The sequence below is a fragment of the Nocardioides asiaticus genome (genome assembly GCF_040049175.1).
GTDB classification, from domain to species: Bacteria; Actinomycetota; Actinomycetes; order Propionibacteriales; family Nocardioidaceae; genus Nocardioides; species Nocardioides cheoyonin.
Genome location: NZ_JBDZDM010000003.1, coordinates 235781 through 261261 on the forward strand (window position 1 = coordinate 235781; position 25481 = coordinate 261261).

A 25481-nucleotide genomic window follows, 5' to 3' on the forward strand; every position below is an offset into this window, starting at 1 on the left:
TCCTCCACGGTTCCCGGTCTGGGGACCTCGTTCGGCCGGGGTGGGGCGACCACCTACCTGCAGGACCTGCAGAACTCTGACCTGATCCTCATCCAGGGCTCCAACATGGCCGAGGCCCACCCGGTCGGGTTCCAGTGGGTCGTGGAGGCGAAGAAGCGCGGCGCGACGGTCATCCACGTCGACCCGCGGTTCACGCGTACGTCGGCACTGGCCGACCTGCACGTCCCGATCCGGGCCGGCTCGGACATCGTCTTCCTGGGCGCGCTGATCAACCACGTCCTCAGCAACGACCTCGACTTCCGCGACTACGTGGTCGCCTACACGAACGCCGCGGCCATCATCGACGAGCGCTACCAGGACACCGAGGACCTCGACGGGCTGTTCTCCGGCTTCGACCCCGAGACCGGCCACTACGACCCGGCGTCCTGGCACTACGCCCCGCCTCCGGGGGAGCGCGAGAAGCCGGGCGAGCCGGAGGCCGAGGACGACCCGTCGGCCAAGGGCTACGAGGCGAAGCACTCCCACGAGATGGCCGTCTCCGACACCCACGGCTCGGGCGGCCCGCCGGTCGACTACAAGCCGATGCGCGACGAGACCCTGCAGCACCCCAAATGCGTCTTCCAGATCCTCAAGCGGCACTTCGCCCGCTACACCCCGGAGATGGTCGAGGAGGTCTGTGGGGTCAGCCCCGAGGCGTTCCGCAAGGTGGCCGACGCGCTCGCCGCCAACTCCGGCCGGGAGCGCACCGCGGCGTTCTGCTACGCCGTCGGGTGGACGCAGCACTCCACCGGCGCCCAGATGATCCGTACGGCGTCGATCCTGCAGCTGCTGCTCGGCAACATCGGCCGCCCGGGCGGCGGCATCCTCGCGCTGCGCGGCCACGCCAGCATCCAGGGCGCGAGCGACGTACCCACGCTGTTCAACCTGCTCCCCGGCTACCTGCCGATGCCCAACGCCAACCTCCACCACGACCTCGACAGCTTCGTGGCCGGCCAGGAGGGCAAGGCAGGCTTCTGGGGCAACGTGCGGACGTACGCCGTCAGCCTGCTCAAGTCCTGGTGGGGCGACGCCGCGACCGCCGACAACGACTACTGCTGGGACTACCTCCCGCGGCTGACCGGCGACCACTCGACCTACACCAGCGTCAAGCTGATGATCGACGGCGGCTGCAAGGGCTACTTCCTGGTCGGTCAGAACCCGGCGGTCGGCAGCGCCAACGGCAAGATGCAGCGGATGGGGCTGGCCAACCTCGACTGGCTGGTCGTGCGCGACATGCAGCTGATCGAGTCGGCGACGTTCTGGAAGGACGGCCCCGAGATCGACACCGGCGAGCTGGAGACCGACCAGATCGGCACCGAGGTCTTCTTCATGCCGGCCGCGTCCCACGTCGAGAAGGCCGGGTCGTTCACCCAGACGCAGCGGATGCTGCAGTGGCGCGACAAGGCGATCGCGCCGCCCGGCGACGCGATGAGCGACCTGGAGTTCTACTTCCTGCTCGGCAAGCGGATCAAGGAGAAGCTCGCCGGACAGGCAAACGGTCCGGCCGACGAGATGGACCGGCCGATCCTGGACCTGACCTGGGACTACCCGCTCGACGAGGACGGCGAGATCGACGCGCAGGCCGTCCTGCGGGAGATGAACGGCACCGGCCCCGGCGGCGCCGCGCTGTCGTCCTACACCCAGCTCAAGGCCGACGGATCCACCCGCTGCGGCGTGTGGATCTACTGCGGCGTGTACGCCGACGAGGTCAACCAGGCCCGCCGCCGCAAGCCGCACTGGGAGCAGGACCAGACCGCCGCCGAGTGGGGCTGGGCGTGGCCGGCCAACCGCCGGATCCTCTACAACCGCGCCTCCGCCGCCCCCGACGGCACGCCCTGGAGCGAGCGCAAGAAGCTGGTCTGGTGGGACGCCGAGGCGGGGAGGTGGACCGGGCGCGACGTGCCCGACTTCATCGCCGACCGGCCCCCCGACTACGTGCCGCCGGAGGGGGCGAAGGGGCCCGACGCGATCGCCGGCACCGACCCGTTCATCATGCAGACCGACGGGAAGGGCTGGCTGTTCGTGCCGACCGGGCTGGCCGACGGCCCGCTGCCCACGCACTTCGAGCCGGCCGAGTCGCCGTTCCACAACCCGCTCTACGCCCAGCAGAGCAACCCGGTGAGCAAGTGGATCTCCGACGAGAGCAACCCGCTCAACCCGAACTACAGCGAGGTCTATCCCTACGTCTACACGACCTACCGGCTGACCGAGCACCACACCGCCGGCGCGATGAGCCGCACCCTGCCGTACCTCACCGAGCTGCAGCCCGAGCCGTTCTGCGAGGTCTCCCCGCGGCTCGCCGCCGAGCGCGGCCTCACCCACGGCGACTGGGTCACGATCGTGACGGCGCGGACGGCGATCGAGGCCCGTGTGCTCGTCACCGAGCGGCTGCGGTCGCTGCGGGTCGGCGACCGCTGGATCGAGCAGGTCGGGCTGCCCTACCACTGGGGCCCCAACGGCCTCGTGCCCGGTGACTCGCCCAACGACCTGGTCGGGGTGACGATGGACCCGAACGTCTACATCCAAGACAAGGTGGGCACCTGCGACATCAGGCCGGGCCGGCGCCCGCGCGGCCCCGCGCTGGTGGCGTACGTCGACGCCTACCGCCGCCGGGCCGGGCTCGGCACCGTGCACGTCCCGGGCCGGATCAACGGCACCGAGGTCGACCCCGTCCCGGAGGAGGAGGGCCAGTGACGCTGACCGATCGCCTGACTGATCGCCTGGGTGGCATCTGGGACCCGCGCTCGCTGTTCGGGCCGCTCGACGACGTCCAGTCGGACGCCGGCTACGCGGAGGACCACCCGCCGCGGATGGGCTTCTTCACCGACACCTCGATCTGCATCGGCTGCAAGGCCTGCGAGGTGGCGTGCAAGGAGTGGAACATGGTGCCCGACGACGGCTTCGTGCTCACCGGGATGTCGTACGACAACACCCAGGGGCTCGGCGCCAGCACCTGGCGCCACGTCGCCTTCATCGAGAAGCCGGTCGACGTGCCCGTGCCGGCCGGGTCCGGTCCCGCCTCGACCGGCGTCGACTTGGGCATGCCCTCCCTCGGCGTACCCCAGGTCGACGACCAGGAGGCCCCTTCGGGCGAGGGCGGGATGCGGTGGCTCATGTCGTCGGACGTGTGCAAGCACTGCACCCACGCCGGCTGCCTGGACAACTGCCCGACCGGGGCGCTGTTCCGGACCGAGTTCGGCACCGTCGTGGTCCAGCCCGACGTGTGCAACGGCTGCGGCTACTGCGTCCCGTCGTGTCCGTACGGCGTCATCGACGTACGCGAGGGCGACGGCCGGGCGTGGAAGTGCACGCTGTGCTACGACCGGCTCAAGGCCGACGAGACCCCGATGTGCGCGAAGGCCTGCCCGACGCAGTCGATCCAGTTCGGCGAGCTCGACGAGCTCCGCGAGCGGGCGCAGGCGCGGGTCGAGGAGCTGCACGAGAAGGGCGTCGAGGTGGCGCGGCTGTACGGCGCCGACCCGGATGACGGCGTCGGCGGCGACGGGGCGTTCTTCCTGCTGCTCGACGAGCCGGAGGTCTACGGCCTGCCGCCGGACCCGGTCGTCACGACCCGCGACCTCGGCTCCATCTGGAAGCACGTCGGCGCGGCCGCGGGCGCGCTCGCCGCGATCGGCATCGCCTCCTTTGTGGGAGGCCGCCGGTGAGCGTCCGTGCCGAGGGACGGCGCAAGGCGCGGCGCGGCGAGCAGGCGATGGTGCCGGAGGCCGAGTTCACGTCGTACTACGGCCGCCCGGTCATCAAGGCCCCTGTCTGGAAGACCCCCGACGTACCCCTCTACCTCTTCCTCGGCGGCATGTCCGGCGGCTCCGCGCTGCTCGCCGAGGGGGCGGCGCTGACCGGACGGCCGGGCCTGGAGAAGGTCGCCCGGGTCGCGGCGGCGGCCGGTGCGGCCGGCGGCACCGTCTTCCTCGTCCACGACCTCGGTCGGCCCGAGCGGTTCCTCAACATGCTGCGCGTGTTGAAGCCGACCTCGGCGCTCTCGGTCGGCACCTACATCCTGTCCGGCTTCGCCGGCTTCGCGGGCGGCGCGGCCGCGCTGGAGGTGACCGGCTGGCTGCCGCGCCTCAAGCGGCTGCTCGGGCTCGGCGCCGCGGCCACCGGGCCGGCGCTCGCGACCTACACCGCCGCCCTGCTCGCCAACACCGCCGTCCCGATCTGGCACGAGGGCCATCGGGAGCTGCCGTTCGTCTTCGGCGGATCCGGGGCCGCCGCGGCCGGGGGAGTGGCGCTCGTGCTCGCCCCGTCGGCGGAGCACGGTCCGGCGGCGCGGATGGCGCTCGCCGGCGGGACCGTCGAGCTGGTGGCCAGCGAGGTGATGGAGCGCCGGTTGGGGATGCTCGCGGAGCCCTACCACCGAGGCAAGGGCGGCCGCTACGTCCGCGCAGCCAAGGGACTCACCGTGAGCGGGCACGTGCTCAACCTGCTCGGGATCCGGTGGCCATGGCTGCGCCGGCTCGCCGGGGCGTCCTACGTCGCCGGGTCGGTCTCGCTCCGCTTCGGGGTGTTCGAGGGCGGCAAGGACTCCGCGAACGACCCGAAGTACACCGTCGTACCGCAGAAGGAGCGCGCCGCCCGGCGGTCCGCCGGGGGCTGACCCGGACGGCTGTTCGTCAAGGTATGCAGGCGAACGCGCACATCCCGGGTGGAACTCCGCCGGGGGAGCGACCGCCCGGCTGCATACCTTGATGAACATGCGGGCGTGGCGCACGGCCCCGTGGCACAGTGGCCCAGTGACCGCGATCGTGCCCGACCAGCGCCTGACCCTCTACGCCGCGGGCGGCGGCTGCGCGTGCAAGGTGCCGCCCGGCGAGCTCGAGCGGGTCCTCTCCGGCATCGCGCCGGCAGCCGGCGACGACCTCCTCGTCGGCGTCGAGAGCGGCGACGACGCGGCCGTCGTACGCATCGAGGCCGGGCCCGACGGCCGCAGCCGGGCCGTCGTCCTCACCACCGACTTCTTCACCCCGGTCGTCGACGACGCGTACGACTGGGGCCGGATCGCCGCCACCAACGCGCTCTCCGATGTCTACGCCATGGGCGGTGACGCGTTGGTGGCGGTCAACCTGCTCGCCTGGCCGCGCGACAAGATCCCGTTCGAGATCGCGGCGGAGGTGCTCCGCGGCGGCGCGGACGTCGCCCGGGCGGCGGGCTGCCACCTCGCCGGCGGGCACAGCATCGACGACCCGGAGCCGAAGTACGGCCTCGCCGTCACCGGCCTCGCCGACCCTGACCGGCTGCTGCGCAACGACGTCGGCGCGGCCGGCGTGCCGCTGACGCTCACCAAGCCGCTCGGTCTCGGCGTCCTCAACAACCGTCACAAGGCGACCGGCGAGGTGTTCCCCGAGGCGGTCGAGGTGATGACGACGCTCAACCGCGACGCCTCCCGGGCCGCGCTTGCCGCGGGCGCGGTCTGCGCCACCGACGTCACCGGGTTCGGGCTGCTCGGCCACCTCCACAAGCTGGCCCGGGCGAGCGGCGTCACCGCGGTCGTCGAGTCGGCGGCAGTGCCCTACCTCGAGGCCGCCCGGCCGTCGTACGCCGCCGGCTACGTGCCGGGCGGGAGCCGGCGCAACCTCGACTGGGTCCGGCCGTACGTCGAGAGCGCGGTCTCCGAGGACGAGCTGGTCCTCCTCGCCGACGCGCAGACGTCCGGCGGCCTGCTCGTCGCCGGCGAAGTGCCGGGCTACCCGGTCATCGGCGAGCTCGTGCCGGCGCAGGGGGAGTCGACGATCGTCGTCCGCTGACGCCGCTCGCCTCCTCAGGCGTCGACCGTCTCCGTGGCCGTCTCCGCAGCCGGCTCGGTGACCGGCTCGGCGTGCACGGCCGCGAAGTCCCTCGGCCGGATCAGCACCAGCGCCAGCAGCCCGCCGACGATCGCGACGCAGCCGGAGACGACCAGGAGCTCGTTGAGCGCGTGGGCGTACGCCGCCCGAGGCCCGAGCGCGGCGTGACCGCGCAGGGCGGCGGCGAAGATCGAGCCGTAGGCCGCGATCCCGACGGCGATGCCGATCTGCCGGAAGGTGGTGTTGGCGCCCGACGCCATCCCCGCCTGGTGGTGGTGCACGACGCCGACGGCGGTCGAGGCGAGCGGCGCGTTGACCAGCCCGGCGCCGACGCCGCCGAGCAGGAGGCCGACGATCAGGTGGGTCCAGTCCGAGCCCGCGTCGAGGCCGCTCATGGTGAGCAGCGCGACGCCGACGACCACGAGGCCGGTCCCGATCAGCCACCGGACCGACCGCCCGCTGGAGAGCCGGCCGGCGATCGTGGCGAGGACCATCGTGACCCCCGACATCAGCAGCAGCCGGACGCCGGTCTGCACGGCCGAGTAGCCGAGGTCGCTCTGCAGGAAGAGGGTGAGGTAGAGCAGCATCGCGAAGAGCGAGCCGTTCATCGCGAAGGCGGCGACGGACCCGCCGAGGAAGGTGGGGATCCGGAGCAGCCCGAGGTCGAACATCGGGTTGGCGACGCGACGCTCGATCGCGACGAACACCGCCAGGAGGACGGCGGCGGCGACGAAGCAGGTGACGACGACGCCGTCGCCCCAGCCCTCCTCGCTCGCCCGGATGAGCCCGTAGACCAGGGCGACGAGGCAGAGCGTGAGCGTCGCGAAGCCGGCCCAGTCCGGGCGGTGCGCGTGCGGGGCGCGGGACTCCTCGACGTACTGCCAGGTGACGAGCAGCGCGGCGACGCCGACCGGCAGGTTCACCCAGAAGACGCCGCGCCAGCTGATCCCGCTGGTGATCAGCCCGCCGAGCACCGGCCCGAGGGCGGTCGACATCCCGGCGACAGCGCCCCAGACGCCGAAGACGACGCCGCGCTCGCGCCCGTGGAACGTCGAGGCGAGCAGCGCCAGCGAGGTCGCGAAGAGCGCGGCACCGCCGACCCCCTGCGCGGCGCGGGACAGGACCAGCATCAGCGGGCTCTGCGCGGCGGCGCACAGCGCCGAGCCGAGCGTGAAGACGACCAGGCCGCAGACGAAGAGCCGCTTGCGGCCGTACCGGTCGGCGAGCGCCCCTGACGTCAGCAGGAGCGCGGCCGGGGTCAGCGCGTACGCGTCGGTCACCCACTGCACCTCGCCGAGGCTGGTGTGCAGACGGGCCTGGATGTCGGGCAGCGCGACGACGACGATCGTCACGTCGAGCAGCAGCATGAAGGTGGCGGCGCAGACGACGCCCAGGGTCCACCGCTTGTCGGCAGTCATCGGGTCCTCGGATCGGGAAGTCGACGACAGTTGTAGACGCTGCCGGCCCGGGTCGAGGCGCTGGATCGGGCTCTGGTGTGGTTCTCTGTCCCTAGAAGACGTGCGCCGTGACGGAATCCGACAGGAGGACGGTCTCATGGACCGAGACGATCTCCGCCTGATCCGCGCGCTCCAGCTCGCGCCCCGGGCCGGCTTCGCCCGGCTGGGCGAGGTGCTCGGGATGCACGAGCGCACCGTCTCCCGGCGCTACAACGCCCTGCGGCGGCAGGGGATCGTCCGCATCTTCGGCGTCGTCAACCCGCTCGCCGTGGGTCTCCAGCTGTGGAACGTCCGGGTGCGGTGCCGGCCGGACGCCTCCGAGTCGCTGGCCCAGGCGCTGAGCTCGCGGCCCGACGTCGCCTGGGTCGGCGTCGACCTGGCCGGGGCGGAGGTGGCGTTCGCCGTACGCACCCTCTCCGAGGAGAGCCGCGACCTGCTCGTCACCCGTACGCTGCCCCGCTCGGCCCATGTCCTGGACGTCGAGGCGAGCGTCGTCCTCCATGTCTTCCTCGGCCTGGGCGCCCACGACTGGGCCGGCCTGCGCGAGGTGCTCTCCGCGGCGGAGACCGAGGAGGTCGTCGCCTGCCGGCCCGCCGAGAGCGGCGGCCAGGTCACCCTCGAGCCGCACGACTCGGCCATCCTCGACGTGCTGGCCGCCGACGGACGGGCGACGACGGCCGAGATGGCCGAGGCGTCCGGCCTCAGCGAGGGGCGGGCGGCCCGGCGGCTCGCCACGCTGCTCCGGACCCGGACCGTGGTGATCGACCTCGACCTGGCGGCGACGGAGTTCGGCTTCCACACCCGCGCCCGCCTCCACCTGGTCGTGGCGCCGTCGCGGCTGCACCAGGTCGGCGAGGCCCTGGCGGCCTTTCCCGAGATCGGCTTCGTGGCGGCGACCTCGGGCCGGGACAATCTGATGGCCTCAGTGGTCTGCCGGGACCTCGACCACCTCTACGAGCTCACCACCGCCAGGATCGGCTCGATCGAGGGGATCGCCTCGATGGAGATCGTGCTGCGACGGATCGTCAAGCAGTCGGGCGGCCTGATCGCCGACGGTCGCCTGGTGGCGCCGTCGTAGACCTGCGACGATGGGCGCCGTGGCCACGTCCACCCCGGCCTACACCACCCGCCTGCTCGCCGATGCGACCTGGGCCGACTTCGCTGCACTGGTAGAGGCCAACAGCGGCGTCTGGGGCGGCTGCTGGTGCATCGGCTTCCATCCCGAGGGGGTCGGGCGGGAGCCGGAGGAGAACCGCCGGCTGAAACGGGAGCACGTCCGGACCGGGACGGCCCACCAGGTGCCGAGGAGTCGCCCGGGCGGCGGTGCGCGCCGCGCTGGCCGCGATCGAGGACGCCGGCGGCGGATTGGTCGAGGCCTACCCCGAGCAGGTCGAGGGCCGTCCTCCGCAGCAGGGCGCGTACCTCCACACCGGCCCGGAGGACCTCTTCGCCGAGCTCGGGTTCCGTCGCGACCGACAGATCGCCAAGTGGCGCTGGGTCATGATGCGCCGCGTCCCGGGCTGACCCCGCGGCGCGCGGTCGAGCCGACATCCGGACGCAGCGAGGCCGGCGGCAGGAACTCGCCGACCTGCTCGCGGACCCACCAGTCGCCGGTCTCGGCCCGCTCCCGCCGGGTGGTGTAGCGGTAGCGGTAGAGCAGCGCTCGCACGTACTGCGGTGGCTCGTCGCGGAACGGGTCGTGCCGCAGCAGCCGCGACACGTGCCGGTCGCCCTCGAGGAGCCGGTACGCGAAGGTCCGGAACCACGCCCGGGCGTACGCCGGCGAGAGCGCCGCGAACCACATCAGCCAGTCCAGCCGGAGGTGGTAGGGCGCGAACTGCCGCGGCCGCCGCCCGGGGTCGCCCGGCTTGCCCTTGAACTCGTACTCCACCCAGGCGGTCCCCGGACCGGGGTCGGCCTCGCGGGTGCCCTCGATGACGATCTCGTAGCGCGTCCGGGTGATGTTGCCGAACGCGCCGTAGGTGTTGACGAGGTGCCAGCGGTTGAACGAGGTGTTCATCAGCTGCTGGCGGGAGAGCAGGTTGGCCACCGGCCAGTAGCTGAGCACGAGGACGGCGGCGGTGACCACGCAGACGACCACGGCGTACGCTGTCGGGGTGCCGATCGAGGCGTGGCCGGCCGACCCGGGCAGGAGCGGCGCGAGCCAGCTGTCCGGCAGCGCGGAGAAGGCGAGCACGATCGTCAGCCAGTTGAGCCAGGAGAAGTTCCCGCTCGCGACCAGCCACAGCTGGGTGAGGATCATGACCGCCGCCGCGACGCCGGCGACCGGCTGCGGCAGGAAGAGCGCCACCGGGACGACCAGCTGCGTGACGTGGTTGGCCAGCACCTCGACCCGGTGGAGCGGCTTGGGCAGGTGGTGGAAGTACCAGCTGAACGGGCCCGGCATCGGCTGGGTCTCGTGGTGGTAGTAGAGGCAGGTCAGGTCGCGCCAGCAGCTGTCGCCGCGCATCTTGATCAGGCCGGCGCCGAACTCCACCCGGAAGAGCAGCCAGCGCAGAAGGTAGAGGACGAGCAGCGGCGGGTCGGTGGAGTCGTTGCCGAGGAAGACCGCCAGGAAGCCGGCCTCGAGCAGGAGCGACTCCCAGCCGAAGGAGAACCAGGTCTGCCCGACGTTGACGATCGAGAGGTAGAGCAGCCACAGGAGCACCCAGACGGCCATCGCCGCCGGCAAAGGTACGGCGTCGGTCAGCCCGGCCACGGTGGCCAGCGACAGCGCGGCGCCGACCCAGGCGACGGCGAGATAGGCGCGGTCGGAGTGGTGCAGGTGGAAGAGGCTGGGGGACCGGCGGAATGACACCGTCCGCAGGTAGTCCCGGACCGGGGTGAGGCCGTGCTCGCCCAGGAGGGCGCGGTACTGGTTGGCGGCGACGACGAAGGCGACGGCGTACACCGCGGCCAGCGACCGCTGGAACAGCATCCTGGCCAGCCAGCTGTGCTCGGCGACGAACCAGTCCATCACCCGTCCCGGACGTTGAGCCCGTCGAGGCGCCCCGGGTCGACCGGCAGCCCGATCCCGAACCGACGGCTCAGTGCCGTGCGGGCGGCGTGGTAGCCGCACATCCCGTGCACCCCCGGGCCCGGTGGGGTCGCGGAGGAGCAGAGGTAGAGGGCCGGGTCGGGGGTGGCATACGGCGTCCAGCGGGCCTGCGGGCGCAGGACCAGCCGCAGACCGGCGGCGCTGCCGCAGGCGATGTCGCCCCCGACGTAGTTGGGGTTGCCGGCCTCGAGGTCCGCCGGCGTCGTGACGTGGCGGGCGCGGACGGTGTCGCGGAAGCCGGGCGCGAACCGCTCGATCTGCCGCTCGATCGCCTCGGTGAGGTCGCCGTCGTAGCCGCTCGGCACGTGCGCGTAGACCCAGAGCGTGTGCTTGCCGGCGGGCGCGCGCGAGGGGTCGACGATCGTCGGCTGGGAGGTGAGGAGGAACGGCGGGTCCGGCACCCGGCCCGCGTGGACCGAGGAGAGGGCGGCGCGGATGTCGCCGTACGTCGGCCCGAGGTGCACCGTGCCCGCCCTCCGCGCCGCGGGAGCCGTCCACGGCACCGGCTCGTCGAGCGCGTAGTCGATCTTGTAGACGCCGGGACCGTACAGGTACCGCGCCAGCGAGGAGCGGAAACGGGCGGGCAGGCGGTCGCCGGCGATGCGGGCCAGGGCGGTGGGGGAGACGTCGAAGAGGTACGCCGTCGCCGCGGGCAGCTCGGCCAGGTCGGCCACCGCGTGGTCGAGGACGATCTCGCCGCCGTGCTCGGCGAGCTCCGCGGCGAGCGCGTCCACGATCGACTGCGAGCCCCCGCGCGGGACCGGCCACCCGGACGAGTGCGCGGCGATGGCGAAGAAGAGCGCGACGCCGGTCCCGGTCGGCGCCGTGAGGGGCGCCATCGTGTGGGCCGTCATCCCGGCGAGCAGGGCGGGCGCCTTCTCGCCGCGGAAGACCCGGTCGAGCAGCGCCGCGGGTACGCCGGCCCGCAGCCCGAACTGCGCCAGCCGCAGCGGGTGCTCGGGCAGGGCCGACCAGAGCGGCCGGAGCACGTCGCTCGCGAGCTCGTCCCAGCGGCCGGCGAATGGCCCGAGCATCCGCCGGTAGGCCCCCTCGTCGGGGCCGAGCGAGGCGGCGCTCTCGTCGACCGAGCGGGCGAGGAGCCCCGCCGTACCGTCCGGGAAGGGGTGGGCCATCGGGACCTCGGGCTGGAGCCACTCGAGGCCGTGGCGGTGCAGCTCCAGCGTGGCGAAGATCGGCGACCCGATGGCGAGCGGATGGACGGCCGAGCACGGGTCGTGCCGGAAGCCCGGCTCGGTGAGCTCCCGCGTCCGCGCGCCGCCGCCGATCGTGTCGGCGGCCTCGTACACCCGCACCGACAGCCCGGCGCGGGCCATGACGGCGGCGGCGGTCAGGCCGTTGGGGCCCGCCCCGACGACCACGGCGTCCAGCTCGGCCATGCCCCCAGCCTAGGAGCCGGGCCGCGACAGGTCAGGGCGTCGCACTCGGCGAGGCCGACTCGGTCGGCGAGGCGTCGGCCGTCGGCGAGCCCGGGGTCGGCGACGGGCGGGTACTGGTCGACGGGCTCGGCGCCGGTGCCGACGTCGGGCCCGACGGGCTCTGCTGACCCGACGGCGACGGGGACGCCGACGAGCTGCGGGTGGGCGACGGCTTCGACGACGACGGCGACGGCGACGCGGTCCGGGTCGGGCTCGGCGTCGGCGACTCGCTGGGGGACGGCTCCGCGGTGCGGGACGGCTGGTGCGTGGGCGTCACCTGCCGCGGGCTCTCCGGCGTCGACGACTCGTCCGGGGGCCGCACGATCGTCCAGGCGACCAGCGTGACGACGAAGACCGCGGCCAGCACCAGCGTGGAGATCCGCGGGCGCCGGATCCTCAGCCTCACGCCGCCCCCGTCGGCTCGCCGGTGCTGAGCTCGGCGGGCAGGCTGATGCTGATGCCCTCGGCGAGGAGCCGCCGCGTGATGAGCGCCCGCAGCGACCGGCCCAGCTCGAACTGCCGGCCCGGGAGGGTGCGCGCGACGACCCGGACCTTGAACTGGTCGACCTCGATCGACTCCACGCCCATGACGGCCGGGGCGTCGAGGAGCAGCCGGTGCATCTCGGGATCCTCGTACGCCGCCCGGCACACCGCGCGCAGCACCTCGGTCACCCGGTTGACGTCGACGGCGACGGGGACGGGGACGTCGATGACGGCGCGCGCCCAGTCGCGGGAGAGGTTGGTGACCTGCGCGATCTGTCCGTTGGGCGTGGTCACGACCTCGCCCGCGGGTGTGCGCACGGTGGTCGTCCGCAGGCTGACGTCCTCGACGGTGCCGAGCACCGGCGTCCCGAGCCCGACGACCGAGACCCGGACGAGGTCGCCGAAGCCGTACTGCCGCTCGGCGATGAGGAAGAAGCCCGCCAGCAGGTCCTGCACGATCCGTTGCGCGCCGAAGCCGATCGCCACGCCCGCGACGGTCGCCACCGGGACGAAGGCGGTCAGCGAGATGCCGAGGGCCTCCACCACGAGGATGGTGGCGACCACGTAGATGAGGACCACCAGCGTCCACGTCGCGACCTGCGCGAGGGCCAGCCGGTGCTTGGCCGCCTCGGAGCGGACCAGCTCGTCGCCGCCGGTGCTGTCCACGCCGATCCGGGGGGTGATCTTGTCGCTCGTCCACTTCACCAGGCGTGCCAGCAGCACGGCCCCGGAGATCAGCAGGATGATCTCGAGACCGCTGCCGCGCGCCCAGTCGCCGAAATCGGACACGGGCGTGGGGACGAGGGGCACCACGGGGGGCACTGACAGCATCAGGACGTTCTCACCCATCGACGGATCGCCTCCGATCCTAGGACACGGCCTGAAGCCGTCCTCACCCGATCTCCGGCAGCTCCTGTGGGTCGTCGAGCACTGCGCGGAAGGGGTCGCCGACGGCGGCCAGCCGGTCGAGCACCGTACGGATCGTCCAGCGGTCCGGGCGCAGGTCCGGGTCCTCGAGCTCGGCCCACGAGATCGGCACCGAGACCGGTGCGCCGGGCGCGGGCCGGGGCGAGTACGGCGCGACGAGCGTCTTGTTCACGGCGTTCTGGGTGTAGTCGAGCCGGGCCTTCCCGCCGCGGGCCTTCTTCTCCCACTTCCAGCTGACCAGCTCGGGCACGACCTTGCCGACGGTGCGCGAGAGTCGCTCGACCCATCCGCGGGTGTCGTCGAAGGTGTAGCCCGGCCGGATCGGGATCCAGATCTGGATGCCGCGCCGCCCGGTCACCTTCGGCCGCCCGCGTACGCCGAGGTGGTCGAGCGCCGTGCGGTGCAGCCGCGCCAGGGCGAGCAGGTCGTCCCACGACGTCCTCTCGCCGGGGTCGAGGTCGACGAGGGCGTACGTCGGCTCGTGCATCGCGCTCGTGAGCGAGGTCCACGGATGCCACTCGAGCGCGCCGAAGTTCGCCGCCCAGACGAGCGCGGCCGGCTCGTCGGCCACGGTGTAGGTCGTGGTCTCGCCCTCGTCGGCCTCCGGGTTCTCCCAGCGCCCGAGCCACGAGGGCGCGTGGTCGGGGCGCTGCTTGTGCCAGAAGCCACCGTGGTCGGCGCCGTCGGGGTAGCGGTGCAGGTTGAGCGCGCGGCCCTCGACGTAGGGCAGCACGACGGGAGCGATCCGGGCGGTGTACGCCAGCAGCTCGCGCTTGGTGACCGGCGGCTCGCCCTCGCGGCCGGGGAAGAGCACCTTGTCGAGGTTGGTGACCTTGAGCCGGCGGTGGTGGACGGTCCACGTGCCCTCGCGGCCGAGTGACTCCAGCCGCTCGACGGCCTCGTCGAGCTCCGGGTGGTCGAAGCCCTCCGGCAGCAGCGAGACCTCCGCCTCGGCGGCCGGCGCGTCGGAGTGCCACTCGCGGTCGGGGTCCGCATGCACCTGCTCGTTGGTGCGGCCGGTCAGCACCGACGCGGGGTGGTCCTCCGGGTCCCAGCCGTCGACGGCGTACTCGTCGCGCTTGTGCAGCAGCATCCAGTCGTCCCCGCCGTCCTGGGACCGGCGGACGAGCACGAGCCGGCCGCGGAGCTTCTCGCCGTGCACCTCGGCGTGGAGCTCGCCGCTCTCGACCGCGGCCGCTGGGTCGTCGGTGTGGACCGGCTCCCAGGTGCCGGTGTCCCACACGATGACGTCGCCCCCGCCGTACTCGCCCGACGGGATGACGCCCTCGAAGTGGAGGTACTCAAGCGGGTGGTCCTCCACGTGGACCGCCAGCCGGCGAGCGTCGGGGTCGAGCGTCGGCCCCTTCGGGACGGCCCAGCTCACGAGCACGCCGTCGATCTCGAACCGCAGGTCGTAGTGGAGACGTCGGGCCCGGTGGCGCTGTACGACGAACCGTGCCGGCCCGCCCTGCCCGGCCTCGCCGCCGGCGGGCTCGGGTGTGCGGTCGAAGTGCCGCTTGCGTCGGTACGCCGCCAGCTTGCCTGCCATGACCCCACTGTGCCCCGCGGGTCGCAGCCTCAGGCGTCGATCTCCAGCAGCTCCGGGCTGAGCCGGGCCACCACGTCGCGGTCGAGCATGGCGGTGCCGTCGACGCCGAGCGTGGCGGTGCTGCAGGCCACGGCGAAGCGACCGGCCCTGACGAGCTCCCAGCCGCGGCCGAGGCCGAAGAGCAGGCCGGCCACGAGCGCGTCGCCGGCACCGACGGTCCCGCGGACGCGGCCGACCATGGCAGGGATCTCCTCGGCGAGGTCGTCGGTCACGAGCAGCAGGCCCCGCTCGCCGCGGGAGAGCGCGATCACCTCGGCGGTCCCGCGGGCAATGAGCTGGCGGGCCCCGAGCACCTGCTCCTGCTCCATCACCAGCGGCTCCCCGAGGAGCTCGCGCAGCTCGCGGAGGCTCGGCTTCGCAACGTACGCGCCCTTCGCCTCGGCCAGCGCCGGGCCGGAGGTGTCGAGGACGAGCCGGGCTCCGAGGCACTCCGCCGTACGCGCGACCTCGTGGACGAACCCGGGCTCGACGCCCGGCGGCAGGCTGCCGCTGAGGACCAGGAAGTCCGCGCTTCCGCAAGCCTGCAGCCGGGCGAGGCAGGCGCGCTGGTCGGGCGGCCGCAGCGGCGGGCCCGGGAGCACGAAGCGGTACTCGCGGCCGGTCCCGGTCTCGCTCACGTTGTGCGACTGGCGCGTCTCGCCGGCGATCGGCACGGCGGCGTACGGCGTGCCCTCGGTCGCCAGCAGCTCCTCCAGGAATCGGCCGAGGTGGCCGGCGGACGGGAAGACCGCCAGCACCTGCTCGCCGAGCGCCGCGAGCGCCCGCGCGACGTTGATGCCGCCGCCCCCCGCGTGGAAGAACGGCTGGCCGCACCGCAGCTTCACGGCCGGCTCCAGGCGCGGCACGGTGATGTACTCGTCGAGCGCGGGGTTGAGCGTGAGCGTCAGGACCCGAGGGACGGGATCGAGCGGTGCTGTCACACCCCCAGCGTCGGTTGGCGCGGCGCGGGGCGGCACGGGCATCCGGCGGTGCGGAGCCGGGTACTTCTACCCGTGACCCAAGACAGTTGTGCAGCGGAAGGAGAGGCCGATGCCCGGTAGGCAGGAGCTCCCGTCCACACTCGAGCGGTCCTCGGAGAAGGCCCAGCGGACCTGGATCAAGGCGCACGACTCCGCCGTGGAGCAGTACGGCGAGGGCCGGCGCGCCCATCAGACGGCGTACGACGCGCTCAAGCACAGCTTCGAGAAGGTCGGCGACCACTGGGAGGCCAAGGAGTCGCGCGGACCCTCCGACCGGCAGGCCGCGAAGTCCGGTCCGCCTGCGCGCCGCGGCGGCAAGACCGCCGAGGGCGTCGACGCGAACGCGTCCAAGGAGCACCTCATGGACGTCGCGCGCAGGCTCGACGTCTCCGGCCGCTCCAAGATGAACAAGAAGGAGCTCGTCGACGCGATCAAGAAGGCCAACAGCCGCCAGACGGCGAGGTCACGCAGCTGAGTTAACGGTGTCCCTGGTCGCAGTCGCCTGACGACTGCGATCAGGCGAACTGAATGCCTATGTCGTCCCGCTTGCTGTGGTGTCAGGGGCGTACGAGGGGTCGTCCGGGTTGAGCGAGTCGAGCAGATCACCCGCGCGGTCGAGAGCGGTTGACGCCTTGAGCCACTTCGCCTGGAGATCGGGCTCGATCGAATCAGTGTCGCAGTACAGGTCCGAGATGCAGTCGTTCCACTGCTGCTCCGCGGCGACGTAGCGGTTGAACGAAGTCTCCAGCTTCGCTCCGGCATTGAGACAGACGCCCGTGCCGAGCGCGTCGACGTCGATCTTGCTGTACGCGACGGATGCCTCGCCGACGAGGTCCGACATCTCCGCCTCGCGTAGTCCGACGTCAAGGCGGGCGTCGATCCCAGAGAGCGCATCCTGCAGAGAACTCAGCTGGCTCGTGCAGGCTTGGTAGTCACGACGGGCGGCCGCGAGCGCCGCGGCCTTCTCTTGCCGCTTCTTCTTCGCGGCTGCCGCCGCGCGGCGCTCGGCCGCCTCCTTGCGATGCTGGGCGTCAACCTTTGCCTGGTGGTTCTTCACAACGACGACGGAGGTGGCGCCGACGGCGCCGATGACGAGGACGGCGACGGCAACCAGCGATACGACGAGCCTTCGGGAACGCTTTCTCGGTGGGGGTGGCGGCATCCAGCCCGCCGGGGGACCCCAGGGAGCTTGCCCGGTCTGAGCGCCCATCGGCGCCTGGTTCGTCCCTGTCATCGGATTCGGGTTCGGGGCTCCGGTCGGCCCCTGCTGGTCGTTCATCACAGTCTCTCTTGCATTGGTTCGCAGCCCGAGCAGAGCCACGGGACCAGTGTGAGACGGAACGGAGGGCGCTGTCCGGGCTTTGGTAAAGAAGACGTGGCGAACCCACACCGTGGTGTGCGCCCCTGACGTGCGCCGATCGATCAGTGGCCCGAGAGGATCGCCCGCACCTCGGCCGGGCCGGTGGCGGTGAGGCAGCGCCGGACGAGGTCGGGGTCCGTGGCGCGGCTGCGGCGTACGGCCTCCTTGACGACGGGTACGGCGCCGGGCGCCGCGGACAGCTCGCGCACGCCGAGCGCAACGAGCAGCGGGACGGCAGCGGGGTCAGCCGCCAGCTCGCCGCAGACGGCGACCAGCGCGTCGCCGGCGCCGTGGCAGACCTCGTGGACGAGGCGGAGGACACCCGGGTCCAGCGCGTCGCCGATCCCCGCGACGGCGGGGTTGCCGCGCTCGGCCGCGAGGGCGTACTGCGTCAGGTCGTTCGTCCCGATGCTCAGGAAGTCGACGTGCGGCGCGAACGACGCCGTCTTCAGCGCGGCGGCCGGCACCTCCACCATGATCCCGACCTCGAACGCCTCCGGTTCGGCGCCGTCGAACGCCTTCTCGACCAGCTCGCGCGCCTCCGCGAGCTCGTCGACTGTGCTCACCATCGGGAACATCAGGCTGATCGGCGTCTCCCGCGCGACGACGGCCACCGCCTCGAGCTGGTCGTGCAGAAGCCGGCGCTCGGCGAGCGCGAGCCGGAGGCCGCGGACGCCGAGGAACGGGTTGTCCTCGGCGGGCTGCGGCGCGTAGGGGAGCGGCTTGTCGCCGCCGACGTCGAGGGTGCGCAGCGTGAGTCGCCGACCGCCGAGCTCGCGGGCGAGCGCACGGTAGGTCTCGACCTGCTCCTCGACGCTCGGCGCCTCGTCCCGGCCGAGGTAGAGGAACTCCGTCCGCACGAGTCCCGCAACGTCGGCGCCCGCGGCACCGGCCGCCGTCGCGTCCGCGACGGAGCCGAGGTTGGCCCCCACCAGCACCTCGGTCCCGTCGCTGGTGACCGCCGGCGCCCGGGCGGCGGCCAGCGCGGTCTCCGCGCGGGTCCGCTCGGCCGCGGCGCGCTCCTCGAGACGGCGTACGACGTCGGGGGAGGGATGGACCTCGACCTCGCCGGTCGTCCCGTCGAGGGCGAGGGTGGTGCCCGCCACGAGGGAGCGTACGGCGGCGCCGGCCGCGACCACGGCAGGCAGCCCCCGCGCCCGGGCGAGGATCGCGGCGTGCCCGGTGGGGCTGCCGCCGGCGAGCACGATCCCCCTGACGGCCGCGGCGTCCAGGCCGGCCACCTCGGCGGGCGTCAGGTCCTCCGCGACCAGGATCCCCGAGCCGGTGACCGTCGCTGCGGCGGTGCCGAGGAGGTGGCGCAGCACCAGCCGACCGACGGCGCGCACGTCGGCCGCGCGCGCCTGCAGGTAGGGGTCCGGGAGCCGCTCCCACGTCTCCGCGACGAGGCGGAGGGCCGAGTCCCACGCCCGCGCGGCGGAGGCGCCGGCTCCCAGGGCGGCGTCGACGTCGGCGCGGACGTCGGGGTCGTCGAGCAGGGCGAGCTGGGCGTCGAAGATCCGGGCCTCCTGCTCGCCCACCTCGCGGGCCGCCCGGGCCCGTACCCGGTGCAGCTCGTCGCGCGCGGCGCTGACCGCGCTCTCGAGCTGCTCCCGCTCCGTGGCGGGGTCGCCGGCAGCGCCCTCCGGCAGTTCCGGCGGCGCCTCCTCGAGCTTCACGACCGGCCCGATCGCGATCCCCGGCGACGCCGGGAGCGGTCCGCCCGTCGGCTGGACGGTGGGCGGGGGAGCAGCCGGTACGCCGGCCTCCCCGAACGACTCGCCTGCGAGCGCCACGACCGCGTCCACGGCCTGCTGCGCCTGCGGCCCGGAGGCGGAGACCTCCAGCCGCGCCCCCTGGCCGGCCGCAAGGGTCGCGACCCGGGAGAGGCTCGACGCGGGCACCGGCCCGGTGCCCGAGTCGACCTCGCGGAGCAGCACCGTGGCGTCGTACCTCCTGGCCTCCTCGACCAGCCGCGCGGCCGGTCGCGCGTGAAGGCCGTGCGGGTTGGTCACGACGAACTCGGCGGCTGCGGTGGGCTCGCCGGCGGTGGGCTCTGGCTGCGCGTGCGTCACCGCGCCGCCGAGCTGGCGCTGCTTCGCGGCGAGCGCGTCCGCGGCCTCGGCGGCGACCTCGGCAGGAGAGGCGCCGCCCGCCGCCGCGACCGCGGCGACGACCAGCCCCTCGACGAGCGGGGCGGGGCAGAGGACGGTGCGCTCGCGGAGGCCGGGGTCGACGAGGTCGAGGGCGAGCTCCGCGGAGAGGATCGCGCTGCCGAGATCCATCAGCACGACCACCCCGGAGCCGTCGTCGGCCTCGCCGAGCGCCGAGGCGATCGCCGTCGCGTCGGTGCCGAACGTCTGCCCGTCCAGCCCGGCCGCGACGGCGATCCTGACCTCGCTGCTGTGCAGCATCTCCTCCGCGAGCGCGACCGCCGCACCGGCGAGGGCGCGACTGTGCGAGACCACGACCAGGCCGGTCACGCCCCGTCCCCGAGCGTCCGGGCGGCCGCGGCCACGAGCAGCGCCACCGAGGTGGCGCCCGGGTCCTGGTGGCCGACGCTGCGCTCGCCGAGGTAGGACGCCCGGCCCTTGCGCGCCAGCATCGGCACCGTCGCGTCGCGGCCCGCGTCGGCCGCTGCGGACGCGCGGGCCAGCGCGTCGGCCAGCCCCGCGCCGTCGGCCAGCGCGTCCTCGAGCGCGTCGCAGGCGGGCGCCAGCGCGTCGTACATCGTCTTGTCGCCGGCCTCCGCCCGTCCGCGGGCGACGACACCCTCGAGTCCGGCCCGCAGCGCCTTGGCCCACGTGTCCGGGGCGAGCTCGGTGCTGTCGCCGACGGCCTGCGCCATCCGCAGGAACAGGGTGCCGTACAGCGGACCGCTCGCCCCGCCGACGGTGCTGACGAGCGTCATGCCAGCCGTCTTCAGCAGCGGCCCGGGCTGCGCGTCGGCCGACGGCTCCGGCAGGGCCGCGACGACGGCGGTCATGCCCCGGTCCATGTTGATCCCGTGGTCGGCGTCGCCGATCGCCGCGTCGAGCGAGGTGAGGAGGTCGCGGTTGTCCGCGACCTCCTCGGCGAAGGCGACCAGCCAGCGGCGCAGCGCTGCTGCGTCGATCATCGCTTCCTCCCCCCTCACACGCCCCACCGCAGCGCCGGCGTGCTCACCGGTGCGTCCCACAGCCGCAGCAGCTCGTCGTCGAGCTTGAGGATCGTGACCGAGCAGCCGGCCATGTCGAGGCTGGTGATGTAGTTGCCGACCAGCGAGCGGGCCACCGGGACCCCCGCCTTGGCGAGCAGGTGGCTGACCTCGTTGTACATCAGGTAGAGCTCGATCAGCGGCGTACCGCCCATCCCGTTGACGAACGCCAGGACGCCGCCGTTGCCGCGGAAGTCGTGGTCGTCGAGGATCGGGTCGACGAGCAGCTCCGCGATCTGGGCGGCCGGCGCGAGCGGCACCCGCTGGCGGCCGGGCTCGCCGTGGATCCCGATCCCGAGCTCCATCTCGTCGTCCGGGAGGTCGAACGTCGGGTGCCCGGCCGCCGGGACCGTGCAGGACGTGAGCGCCATCCCCATGCTGCGGCCGTTGTCGTTCACCCGGCGGGCGACGGCGGCGACCTCGGCGAGCGGGCGGCCCTCCTCCGCCGCGGCGCCGGCGATCTTCTCGACCAGCACCGTGACGCCGACCCCCCTGCGGCCGACGGTGTAGAGGCTGTCCTGCACGGCCACGTCGTCGTTGGTCACCACGGTCGCGACCTCGGTGCCCTCGCACAGCTCGGCCGCCATCTCGAAGTTCATGACGTCGCCGGTGTAGTTCTTCACGATGTGGAGTACGCCGGCGCCGCCGTCCACGGCCTGGGTCGCCGCGACGATCTGGTCGGGCACGGGCGAGGTGAAGACCTCCCCGGCACAGGCGGCGTCGAGCATCCCGACGCCGACGAACCCGCCGTGCAGGGGCTCGTGGCCGGAGCCGCCTCCCGAGACGAGGCCGACCTTTCCCTGGCGCGGAGCGTCGCCGCGTACGACGACCTTGTGCTGGTGGTCCACCCGCAGCTCGGGGTGGGCTGCCTCGACTCCGAGAAGGGACTCGGTGACGACGTCGGCGGGGGCGTTGATCAGCTTCTTCATGGGCGGTGCTCCTTCGCGGCGGAGGTGGTGGCGCTGGTGGTAGGGCTGGGCTCCTCGACGCGGGGCGCGGGGAGGTCCTCGATGGCGGCGACGGGGTGCTGCCCGGCCGCCGCGATCTCAGGCTCGGGGTCGTCGCCGAGACCCCTGGTGAGGAGGCCGTAGAGCAGCGCGGCGGCGATGCCCGCGGCGAGCTCGGCGGCCCAGTAGACGGGCAGCTGGCCCCACTTCACGTCGCCGCCGGCGAGCTCTTGGACGAGCATCGGGCCGAAGACGCGGGCAGGGTTGATGGCAGCGCTGGTGGCGGGTGCGACCGGGATGATCGCGGCGAAGACGACCAGACCGATGGCGAGGCCGGCGAAGCCGGGCGAGGACATCTTGTGGATCACGCCGAAGACCGTGAAGACGAGGATGAACGTCCCCACGAACTCGGCGGCGAAGGCGTGCCCCCAGGTGGTCGGATCGGCGTACGACGCCACCCCGAGTCCGACGTCGCTGGCCCGCTGCCCGAGCACGGCGAGGATCGCCGCAGCTCCGACGACCGCGCCGACCAGCTGGGCAGCGAGATAGGCCGGGACGTCGCGCCACGGGAACTTCCCGGTGATCGCGAGGCCCAGCGTGATCGCGGGGTTGATGTGGTTGCCGCTGATGTGACCGAGGGCGTAGACCGTCGCCACGACGATGGTGCCGAACGCGAGCGAGATCATGCCGAGGTCGGCCATGGTGAACGGCGCCTCGCCGTTGAGGATGAAGGTCGCCGGGACCGACCCGACGCCGATGAAGACGAGGAACGCGGTGCCGATGGCTTCGGAGGCGAGCCTCTGCGTTGTGGTGGGTGCTGACATGGGTGCTCCCTGGGGCGTCCCCGGCGCCGTGCCCCGATTCCCAAGCTCCCGCACACGGCGCCGCTGTGTATGATCGAAGTCCATTCGACGATGTCGAATGTTGATCGGACGCTACGCCGATGTGACGTAGGACACAAGAGGGGGACGTGCCGTGATCCAGTCGGTCGACCGTGCACTGCGGATCCTCGCCGTCCTGCAGGGCGACCACCGGCTCACGCTCGGCGAGATCGCCCAACGGCTCGACCTCCCCGCCTCGACCGTCCACGGCATCGTCCGCACCCTGCTGGCGCACCGGATGGTGGTGCAGGAGCACGACTCCGGCCACTACCGCCTCGGCCCGGCGGTGCTCACGCTCGGCAACGTCTATCTCGACACCCTCGAGCTTCGCTCCCGGGTGACCGTCTGGGCCGAGGACCTCGCCCGGAGGACCGGCCTCGCCGTACGCACCGCCGTGATGCTCGTCGACGACGTCGTCGTGGTCCACCACGAGCCGCGTCCCGACGGCTCGCGGCAGATGCCCGAGGTCGGCATCGTCATCCCCGCCCACGCCTCGTCGCTCGGCAAGGCCATCGCCGCCTACGACGAGGACGCCGCGGAGGCGATCCTCGGCGGCGGCCCGCTGGAGGCGATGACCGGCGAGACGGTCACCGACGCCGGCGTGCTCCGGACCCAGCTGGACGAGGCCCGCGCCACCGGCATCGCCACCGAGGTCGAGGAGGCGGTGCTGGGGGAGTGCGGTGTGGCCGCCGTACTCACCGACCGGCTCGGCGGCGCCGTCGGCGCCATCGGGCTGGTCGCCACGACCGACGAGTGGCCGCTCGCTCCGGCCATGGTCAACGCCCTCCGCTCCGCCGCCCGGCGCGTCTCGCGCGAGCTGGGCGCCACCTCCTGGCCGCCCAAGGGCGACGCCCCGCGCGCCTCCGCCATGGGCACCCGCCGGCGCCGGCTGCGCCCCGCCTGAGGTCATCCGGTCCCGGCGTTCGGACGGCGCCTCCGGCCGTTCGTGCCCTCCTCTGTGGCACCGGACTGGGTGAACCACAGCAGCGCCGCCAGCGGCGGGAGGACGACGACCGCGGCGCAGCCGACCGCGACGAGGAGCCCGACCAGGGTCGCGTGGGCGCCGCCGGCGTCGGCGATGCGGACCTGGTCGACCAGCAGCCACGGGTACTGGCCGACGCCCCACCCGGAGATGACCGTGGCCACGGCCACGACGGCCGAGAGGCGGGCGATGCGGAAGCGTCGCCGCCACAGGAGCACCAGCGTCAGCAGGCCCGTGACCCCGGAGACGACGATCAGTGGAGCGGCCTGGTGCTCCAGGCCGTGAGCCAGGGTCGGTGCGTCGTGCTGGATGGGGACGAGCGCGGCGAACACCAGGACACCGGTCACGACGCCCACGGCCAGGGTCCGCCGTCGCAGGATGGCGACCAGTCGCGCATGCGCGCCCCGCTCGGCGTCGGCGCACAGGAACACGCCGGCGAGGAAGGCGCAGGTGCCGACCGCGATGAGGCCGCCGAAGATCGACGTGGGATGGAGCCAGGAGCTCCACCGGTCGCCGTACCCCGCGGCCGGGATCCGCCCCGAGGCGATGGCGCCGGCGACAGCCCCGAGGAAGAAGGGAGTGATGAGCGAGGAGCCGGCGAAGACGGCGCCGTACACCCTGGCCTGGCCGATCGACGGCGCGTACTTGCGGAAGGCGAACGCCGCGCCGCGCAGCACGATCCCGGCCAGGGCGAGGACCAGCGGCACGAACAGGGTCGTCATCACGGCCGCGAAGGAGGAGGGGAAGCCGGTCCACCACGTGACGAGGCAGAAGATCAGCCACACGTGGTTGGCCTCCCATACCGGCCCGATGCTGTGGTCCACCTGGCTGCGCAGCGCCGCCCCCCGCGCCGCGCCGCCGGCGGTCAGGTCGAAGAAGCCGGAGCCGAAGTCGGCTCCGCCGAAGAGCGCATAGGCGAGTACGCCGACGAAGAGCGCTGCGGCGACCGCGATCTCGAGGCTCACCGGTGCACCTCCTCGGGCGCAGGACCGTATGGGCTGGGCAGCTCCTCCTCGCCTGTGCGCCAGCGGCGGGCCATCGAGCGCAGCACCACCCACGCGCCCACGGTCATGCCGAGGTAGACGACCGCGACGCCGGAGAACACCCACCACAGGCCCGGGTTGTCGCCGGCGGCGTCGACGGTGCGCAGGACGCCGAAGACGGTCCACGGCTGCCGCCCGACCTCGGTGGCGACCCAGCCGCTCTCGAGGGCGACCACGGCGAGCGGCCCCGCGGCGACCAGGCATCGCTGCGCCCAGCGTCGCTCGGCGAGGTCGCGGCCGCGCCAGCGGAGGGCCCAGTAGACGACGACCGCGACGGCCAGCAGGGTGCCGATGCCGACCATCGACTGGAACGCGACGTGGGTGGTGTTGACCGGCGGCAGGTCGTCGGGCGAGAAGGTGTCGAGGCCGCGGACCGGCTTGCTGAAGGAGCCTCGGGCGATGAAGGAGCCCCACTTCGGAATCTCGAGGTAGCCCTCGGCCCTGCCGTTGATCAGCAGCCCGCCGATGCGCAGCGGCGCCGGCTGCTCGGTCGTGGTGGCGAGCTCGAAGGCCGCGAGCTTGGACGGCTGGATGTCGCCGAGGGCCATCCCGAGGATGTGGCCGACCACCGGCTGCAGGATCGCCGCGACCGACGCGAACCGCAGGGGGACGGCGAGGCCGAGCCGGTGGTGGGCGTCGTCGCGACCGCGCAGCCGACCGGCGGCGTACACGGCGGCGACGACGAAGCCGACGAGCATGTACGCCCCCAGCCACATGTGGGCGAACTGCAGGAAGGCCCGGCCGTTGAACATCGCGTGCCAGGGGTGGACGTCGGTGACCTTGCCGGAAGAGGTCAGCGCGAAGCCGGTCGGCATGTTCATCCACGCGTTGACGGCGATGACGCAGTAGCTGCCGAAGACCCCGGCGGCCATCATCGGCAGCAGGCACCACAGGTGCAGTCGGGCGGGCAGTCGGTCCCAGCCGTAGAGGTAGATGCCCAGGAAGATGGCCTCGGTGAAGAACGACAGGCCCTCGAACGCGAACGGCAGTCCGAGCACGTCCCCGAAGCGCCCCATCAGCCCCGGCCACAGCAGCCCCATCTCGAAGCTGAGGACCGTCCCCGAGACCGCGCCGATCGCGAACAGCACCGCGGCGACCTTCGACCAGCGCTTCGCCAGCCGCAGTGCCACCGCGTCACCGCGGAGGCCGCGCCGGTGCACCACGAAGATGATCGCCGGGAACGCCACGCCGAAGGCGGCCAGGATGATGTGCCAGCCCAGCGAGAGCGCCATCTGCTCCCGTGCGGGCAGCAGCCCTGCCGGCTCGGCGAGCAAAGGAAACACGGACACCTCCTCGGCGACGCGGC

At 73.2% G+C, this 25481-nt stretch carries 21 protein-coding genes and 2 pseudogenes; 9 read left to right on the plus strand and 14 right to left on the minus strand.

Annotation, left to right across the window (positions count from 1 at the left end; genetic code table 11):
- Positions 1-9 precede the first annotated feature (9 nt).
- The 4 genes and pseudogenes from fdh to selD form a co-directional block, all read left to right on the plus strand.
- Positions 10-2733, plus strand: a pseudogene (gene fdh, locus ABLE53_RS11720) (formate dehydrogenase); the annotation flags it as partial.
- Positions 2730-3704, plus strand: a complete 975-nt coding sequence (locus tag ABLE53_RS11725; RefSeq protein ID WP_348859112.1) for a 4Fe-4S dicluster domain-containing protein — start codon at positions 2730-2732, stop codon at positions 3702-3704. The pseudogene fdh and the gene ABLE53_RS11725, both read left to right, overlap by 4 nt.
- Complete coding sequence (gene nrfD, locus ABLE53_RS11730; RefSeq protein ID WP_348859113.1) at positions 3701-4654, plus strand: NrfD/PsrC family molybdoenzyme membrane anchor subunit; 954 nt, start codon at positions 3701-3703, stop codon at positions 4652-4654. The genes ABLE53_RS11725 and nrfD overlap by 4 nt, the downstream gene beginning before the upstream one ends.
- Before the next feature lie 136 nt (positions 4655-4790).
- Complete coding sequence (gene selD / locus ABLE53_RS11735) at positions 4791-5801, plus strand: selenide, water dikinase SelD (protein WP_348859114.1); 1011 nt, start codon at positions 4791-4793, stop codon at positions 5799-5801.
- 14 nt (positions 5802-5815) lie between these two features.
- Here the strand turns inward: selD and ABLE53_RS11740 are convergent, their stop codons facing one another.
- Positions 5816-7258 carry an MFS transporter gene (locus ABLE53_RS11740; protein WP_348859115.1) on the minus strand — a complete coding sequence of 481 codons (1443 nt, stop codon included), beginning with the start codon at positions 7256-7258 and terminating at the stop codon, positions 5816-5818.
- Between the two features lie 136 nt (positions 7259-7394).
- On the opposite strand from ABLE53_RS11740, the gene ABLE53_RS11745 reads away from it, so the two are divergent.
- Together ABLE53_RS11745 and ABLE53_RS11750 are read left to right on the plus strand one after the other, a co-directional pair.
- Positions 7395-8375: an Lrp/AsnC family transcriptional regulator gene (locus tag ABLE53_RS11745; RefSeq protein ID WP_348859116.1), complete on the plus strand. Its 981-nt coding sequence runs from the start codon at positions 7395-7397 to the stop codon at positions 8373-8375.
- Between the two features lie 245 nt (positions 8376-8620).
- A complete protein-coding gene (locus tag ABLE53_RS11750; RefSeq protein ID WP_348859117.1) occupies positions 8621-8821 on the plus strand; it encodes a hypothetical protein in 201 nt (66 codons plus the stop codon).
- Here the strand turns inward: ABLE53_RS11750 and ABLE53_RS11755 are convergent.
- A complete protein-coding gene (locus ABLE53_RS11755) occupies positions 8796-10274 on the minus strand; it encodes a lipase maturation factor family protein (protein ID WP_348859118.1) in 1479 nt (492 codons plus the stop codon). The two genes, ABLE53_RS11750 and ABLE53_RS11755, sit on opposite strands and share 26 nt — an antisense overlap.
- The gene (locus tag ABLE53_RS11760; RefSeq protein ID WP_348859119.1) at positions 10274-11752 is read right to left on the minus strand and encodes a phytoene desaturase family protein; all 1479 of its coding nucleotides are present in this window, start codon (positions 11750-11752) and stop codon (positions 10274-10276) included. The genes ABLE53_RS11755 and ABLE53_RS11760 overlap by 1 nt, the downstream gene beginning before the upstream one ends.
- A gap of 200 nt (positions 11753-11952) precedes the next feature.
- On the opposite strand from ABLE53_RS11760, the gene ABLE53_RS11765 reads away from it, so the two are divergent.
- The gene (locus ABLE53_RS11765) at positions 11953-12225 is read left to right on the plus strand and encodes a hypothetical protein (RefSeq protein ID WP_348859120.1); all 273 of its coding nucleotides are present in this window, start codon (positions 11953-11955) and stop codon (positions 12223-12225) included.
- On the opposite strand, the gene ABLE53_RS11770 is transcribed toward ABLE53_RS11765, so the two are convergent.
- From ABLE53_RS11770 to ABLE53_RS11780, 3 genes are read right to left on the minus strand one after another with little or no spacing between them, the layout of a single operon-like run.
- A complete protein-coding gene (locus ABLE53_RS11770; protein ID WP_348859121.1) occupies positions 12194-13123 on the minus strand; it encodes a mechanosensitive ion channel family protein in 930 nt (309 codons plus the stop codon). The two genes, ABLE53_RS11765 and ABLE53_RS11770, sit on opposite strands and share 32 nt — an antisense overlap.
- 43 nt (positions 13124-13166) lie before the next feature.
- Complete coding sequence (locus ABLE53_RS11775; RefSeq protein WP_348859123.1) at positions 13167-14750, minus strand: non-homologous end-joining DNA ligase LigD; 1584 nt, start codon at positions 14748-14750, stop codon at positions 13167-13169.
- 29 nt (positions 14751-14779) lie between these two features.
- Positions 14780-15730 carry a 1-phosphofructokinase family hexose kinase gene (locus ABLE53_RS11780; protein WP_348859124.1) on the minus strand — a complete coding sequence of 317 codons (951 nt, stop codon included), beginning with the start codon at positions 15728-15730 and terminating at the stop codon, positions 14780-14782.
- Between the two features lie 109 nt (positions 15731-15839).
- Between ABLE53_RS11780 and ABLE53_RS11785 the strand changes: the two genes are divergently transcribed.
- Positions 15840-16244: a ChaB family protein gene (locus tag ABLE53_RS11785; protein ID WP_348859125.1), complete on the plus strand. Its 405-nt coding sequence runs from the start codon at positions 15840-15842 to the stop codon at positions 16242-16244.
- 57 nt (positions 16245-16301) lie between these two features.
- On the opposite strand, the gene ABLE53_RS11790 is transcribed toward ABLE53_RS11785, so the two are convergent.
- The 6 genes and pseudogenes from ABLE53_RS11790 to ABLE53_RS11815 form a co-directional block, all read right to left on the minus strand.
- Positions 16302-17048 (minus strand): hypothetical protein, encoded by a 747-nt coding sequence (locus ABLE53_RS11790; protein WP_348859126.1) that lies wholly within the window; start codon positions 17046-17048, stop codon positions 16302-16304.
- A 143-nt stretch (positions 17049-17191) separates the two neighbouring features.
- Positions 17192-19201: a phosphoenolpyruvate--protein phosphotransferase gene (gene ptsP, locus ABLE53_RS11795; protein WP_348859785.1), complete on the minus strand. Its 2010-nt coding sequence runs from the start codon at positions 19199-19201 to the stop codon at positions 17192-17194.
- Between the two features lie 9 nt (positions 19202-19210).
- Positions 19211-19609: pseudogene (gene dhaM, locus ABLE53_RS11800) on the minus strand (dihydroxyacetone kinase phosphoryl donor subunit DhaM); the annotation flags it as partial.
- Positions 19606-20244 (minus strand): dihydroxyacetone kinase subunit DhaL, encoded by a 639-nt coding sequence (gene dhaL, locus ABLE53_RS11805; protein ID WP_348859127.1) that lies wholly within the window; start codon positions 20242-20244, stop codon positions 19606-19608. The gene dhaL and the pseudogene dhaM, both read right to left, overlap by 4 nt.
- A gap of 14 nt (positions 20245-20258) precedes the next feature.
- A complete protein-coding gene (dhaK, locus tag ABLE53_RS11810; protein ID WP_348859128.1) occupies positions 20259-21251 on the minus strand; it encodes a dihydroxyacetone kinase subunit DhaK in 993 nt (330 codons plus the stop codon).
- Complete coding sequence (locus tag ABLE53_RS11815) at positions 21248-22093, minus strand: MIP/aquaporin family protein (RefSeq protein WP_348859129.1); 846 nt, start codon at positions 22091-22093, stop codon at positions 21248-21250. Before ABLE53_RS11815 ends, dhaK begins: the two co-directional genes overlap by 4 nt.
- A gap of 151 nt (positions 22094-22244) precedes the next feature.
- Here ABLE53_RS11815 and ABLE53_RS11820 point away from each other — a divergent pair, with 151 nt between their 5' ends.
- Positions 22245-23054 (plus strand): IclR family transcriptional regulator, encoded by an 810-nt coding sequence (locus ABLE53_RS11820; RefSeq protein WP_348859130.1) that lies wholly within the window; start codon positions 22245-22247, stop codon positions 23052-23054.
- A 2-nt stretch (positions 23055-23056) separates the two neighbouring features.
- Here the strand turns inward: ABLE53_RS11820 and ABLE53_RS11825 are convergent, their stop codons facing one another.
- Together ABLE53_RS11825 and ABLE53_RS11830 are read right to left on the minus strand one after the other, a co-directional pair.
- Positions 23057-24097 carry a cytochrome d ubiquinol oxidase subunit II gene (locus ABLE53_RS11825; RefSeq protein WP_348859131.1) on the minus strand — a complete coding sequence of 347 codons (1041 nt, stop codon included), beginning with the start codon at positions 24095-24097 and terminating at the stop codon, positions 23057-23059.
- The gene (locus ABLE53_RS11830) at positions 24094-25458 is read right to left on the minus strand and encodes a cytochrome ubiquinol oxidase subunit I (RefSeq protein ID WP_348859132.1); all 1365 of its coding nucleotides are present in this window, start codon (positions 25456-25458) and stop codon (positions 24094-24096) included. The genes ABLE53_RS11825 and ABLE53_RS11830 overlap by 4 nt, the downstream gene beginning before the upstream one ends.
- Positions 25459-25481: the final 23 nt, after the last annotated feature.

Excerpts from the sequence above, each read along its gene's own strand:
- dhaK (WP_348859128.1), bottom strand. The coding sequence starts at position 21,251 with ATGAAGAAGCTGATCAACGCCCCCGCCGACGTCGTCACCGAGTCCCTT.
- ABLE53_RS11815 (WP_348859129.1), bottom strand. The coding sequence starts at position 22,093 with ATGTCAGCACCCACCACAACGCAGAGGCTCGCCTCCGAAGCCATCGGC.
- ABLE53_RS11770 (WP_348859121.1), bottom strand. The coding sequence starts at position 13,123 with ATGGGTGAGAACGTCCTGATGCTGTCAGTGCCCCCCGTGGTGCCCCTC.
- ABLE53_RS11745 (WP_348859116.1), top strand. The coding sequence starts at position 7,395 with ATGGACCGAGACGATCTCCGCCTGATCCGCGCGCTCCAGCTCGCGCCC.
- ABLE53_RS11740 (WP_348859115.1), bottom strand. The coding sequence starts at position 7,258 with ATGACTGCCGACAAGCGGTGGACCCTGGGCGTCGTCTGCGCCGCCACC.
- ABLE53_RS11755 (WP_348859118.1), bottom strand. The coding sequence starts at position 10,274 with ATGGACTGGTTCGTCGCCGAGCACAGCTGGCTGGCCAGGATGCTGTTC.
- ABLE53_RS11760 (WP_348859119.1), bottom strand. The coding sequence starts at position 11,752 with ATGGCCGAGCTGGACGCCGTGGTCGTCGGGGCGGGCCCCAACGGCCTG.
- ABLE53_RS11790 (WP_348859126.1), bottom strand. The coding sequence starts at position 17,048 with ATGAACGACCAGCAGGGGCCGACCGGAGCCCCGAACCCGAATCCGATG.
- ABLE53_RS11775 (WP_348859123.1), bottom strand. The coding sequence starts at position 14,750 with ATGGCAGGCAAGCTGGCGGCGTACCGACGCAAGCGGCACTTCGACCGC.
- dhaL (WP_348859127.1), bottom strand. The coding sequence starts at position 20,244 with ATGATCGACGCAGCAGCGCTGCGCCGCTGGCTGGTCGCCTTCGCCGAG.
- ABLE53_RS11785 (WP_348859125.1), top strand. The coding sequence starts at position 15,840 with ATGCCCGGTAGGCAGGAGCTCCCGTCCACACTCGAGCGGTCCTCGGAG.